The organism is Rhodothermales bacterium (assembly GCA_034439735.1).
In the GTDB taxonomy this organism is placed as follows: domain Bacteria; phylum Bacteroidota; class Rhodothermia; order Rhodothermales; family JAHQVL01; genus JAWKNW01.
Window position 1 is genome coordinate 1 of the sequence record JAWXAX010000100.1, and the last position, 2,717, is coordinate 2,717.

General features: G+C 63.6%; 3 protein-coding genes. 1 reads left to right on the forward strand and 2 read right to left on the reverse strand.

Going from position 1 to position 2,717, the window contains the following annotated elements; genetic code table 11:
- Positions 1–1,428 (reverse strand): HAMP domain-containing sensor histidine kinase (locus tag SH809_08245; protein ID MDZ4699678.1); only part of this gene is annotated, 1,428 nt, incomplete at its 3' end.
- 6 nt (positions 1,429–1,434) lie between these two features.
- Entirely contained in the window at positions 1,435–2,199 is a 765-nt protein-coding gene (locus SH809_08250) for a response regulator transcription factor (GenBank protein MDZ4699679.1), read from the reverse strand.
- 147 nt (positions 2,200–2,346) lie between these two features.
- Here SH809_08250 and SH809_08255 point away from each other — a divergent pair.
- Positions 2,347–2,717: 3-deoxy-7-phosphoheptulonate synthase (locus SH809_08255; protein ID MDZ4699680.1), on the forward strand; the 371-nt coding region annotated here is incomplete at its 3' end.

A 2,717-nucleotide genomic window follows, 5' to 3' on the forward strand; every position in this document is an offset into this window, starting at 1 on the left:
CGTAGTGCCTTTATCCACCACGCTGCGCACCCCGAGCGGACTGCCGTGAAGTTCGAAGATTTTCTGGGCGATGGCGAGCCCGAGGCCGGCGCCGCCGTTCTCCTCCGGCGCGCGGCTTTTTTCGACCCGGTAGAAGCGGTCGAACACCCTCGGCAGGTCCTCGGCGGGGATGCCGGAGCCTGTGTCGGCGATCTCGACCTGCACGAAGCCGGCGTCGTTTGTCGGGACGATACGGACGGACCCGCCGGCGGGGGTGTGGCGCAGCGCGTTGTCGATGAGGTTCGAGATGGCGCGCTCGACGAGACCGATATCCGCGTAAACGAGCGGCAGCGGGGTGGCGACATCGACCGTGAGGCGGATATTTTTGCGCTCCGCGATGGGGCGGAAGTGCATCGCGAGGTCCTGCGCCAACTCGGCGATCGAAAATGGCTCGATCTGCGGCTCGATCTGCCGGGCGTCAAGTTTCGAGAGTTCGAACAGCGACTCGATCAACACCCCCAGCCGGCGGGTGTTTTTGAGCCCCACCTCCAGGTACGCCTTGCGTTCGTCGGCGGACAGGGATGGGTCCTTGATCAGGATCGTTTCGAGGTACCCCTGGATGGAGGCGAGCGGACTCCGGAGGTCGTGCGACACGTTCGCGATCAGCTCGCGCCGGAGGCGGTCCGCCTGCTTCAACTGGTCGATGTTCGCGACGATGGTATCCGCCATCTGGTTAAACGCTACTCCCAGATCGCCCAGCTCATCGGGCTCGCCAGGTTGGATGCGGCGCTGGAGGTTGCCGCCTTCGAAGGCATGCACGGCCTCGCGCATCCGGCGGAGGCGTTTCGTGAGCAGGGCAAACAGCAGCATCCCGATGACGGCGGTGACGAGCAGCGTCAGCCCGATGCCGAGCGCGGCCGTCCGCATGATATAGCTATTCGTGAGCATGTTGGCGAGGGTTTCATACCGCTCGCCGCCGAGGATCACGTACAGATAACAGCCTTCCTCACCCATGATGACGATGGGGGCGACGCTGAACGGTTTTTTACGGCCGGCGCGGAGTGGGTCGTCGCCGAGCAGCGGCAGCTCGGCGCCGGCGAGGTACGCATCGAGCGGCGCCAGATCCACCGTGGGCATCATCAGCGCCTGATCCTCCGGCACGTAGTGCGCCTTGATCATCCCATTCGATCCCATCAAATAAATATCAATCCGCCGATTGATGCCCTTCAGGTTATCGATCTCCATCCGGATCATCTTGTCGTCGATGTTATCGATCAGCCAGGGCTGAAACAGCACGGCGAGATTGCTGGCGAGGGTGCGGTTGAGCTTCTGGTCGGTCTCTACATCCAGCTGCAGCGCCGCGCGGAAGCCGAGGATCGACACGATCACCACGACGGTGAGCATGAGGAGGAGGAAGATCGCGGATAACTTCGCGTAAAAACTGTGCATGGTGGGTCAGGAATGTAACTTCTCGGCCTCGGCAAACCGGTAGCCGTGGCCCCAGACGGTCTGGATGAAGCGTGGGTCTGCCGGATCCGCCTCGATCTTGTTGCGCAGCCGGTTGATGTGGGTATTCACCGTGTGGCTGTAGCCGCTGTACTGGTAGCCCCAGACGAGGTCCAGCAATTCCTGCCGGCTATACGCCCGGCCCGGGTTGCGGGCGAACAGCAGTAGCAGCTCGAATTCCTTCGCGGTAAGCTCCAGCGCCTCGCCCCGCAGCGTCACCTTCCGTTTGTCGACATCCACCGTCAGGTCTCCAAACATCAGCACCGACGCATCGGCCGGCCGGGCGATTTCGCTCGACAGATCGAACCGGCGCAGGAGGGCCTTCACCCGGGCCAGCAGCTCGCGGATGCTGAACGGTTTCGTGAGATAGTCGTCGGCGCCGAGTTCGAGGCCGAGCACTTTGTCGAGCTCCTCGGATTTTGCCGTGAGCATGAGGATGGGCAAGGCGCGGTTTTCGGCGCGGATGCGTTTGCATACCTCAAGGCCGTCCAGCCCGGGGAGCATGAGGTCCAGAATGAGCAGTGCGAAGGGGTCGCGGAGGGCCATTTCGAGCCCGCTGCGTCCGTCGCGGGCGACGTGGGTCGCATACCCGAGATCCCCCAGGTGGATCTGGAGTAGGCCGGCGAGGTCGGGGTCGTCCTCGACGATGAGGATCGATGGCGTGACGTGTGTGGGTGGTGCCATGGCGATCGGCTCGGCAGAATAGGATGGCATGCGGTCGGATCAGGATGGTATACTCGAGGGTTCACGGGGATCCGTGGATGATCGCCGCGACGCTGTAGGATACCCATTCGGCGGCGGCGATTCATCACGGATGCATAACAAAATAGCAAGCCAGCCCACTGCTGACGCAATCACCCGATGGTTATCGACCCGGTTATCAACCCTGAACAGACGGCCTGGACGCCGGCCAGCTGGCGCACCCGGAAGGCGCTCCAGCAACCCACCTACCCGGACGCCGCCGCGCTCGACGCCGTGCTTTCCCGCCTCTCCCGCGTGACGCCGCTCGTGACGTCGTGGGAGTCGAACACCCTCCGCGCGCAGCTCCGCGAGGCGGCGGTAGGCAAACGATTCGTGCTGCAGGGCGGCGACTGCGCGGAGAGCTTTGACGAGTGCGAGTCCGACATCATCGCTCGCCGGCTCAAGGTCCTGCTCCAGATGAGCGTCGTGCTCATCTTCGGGCTCAAGATGCCGGTCATCCGCATTGGCCGTTTCGCCGGCCAGTACGCGAA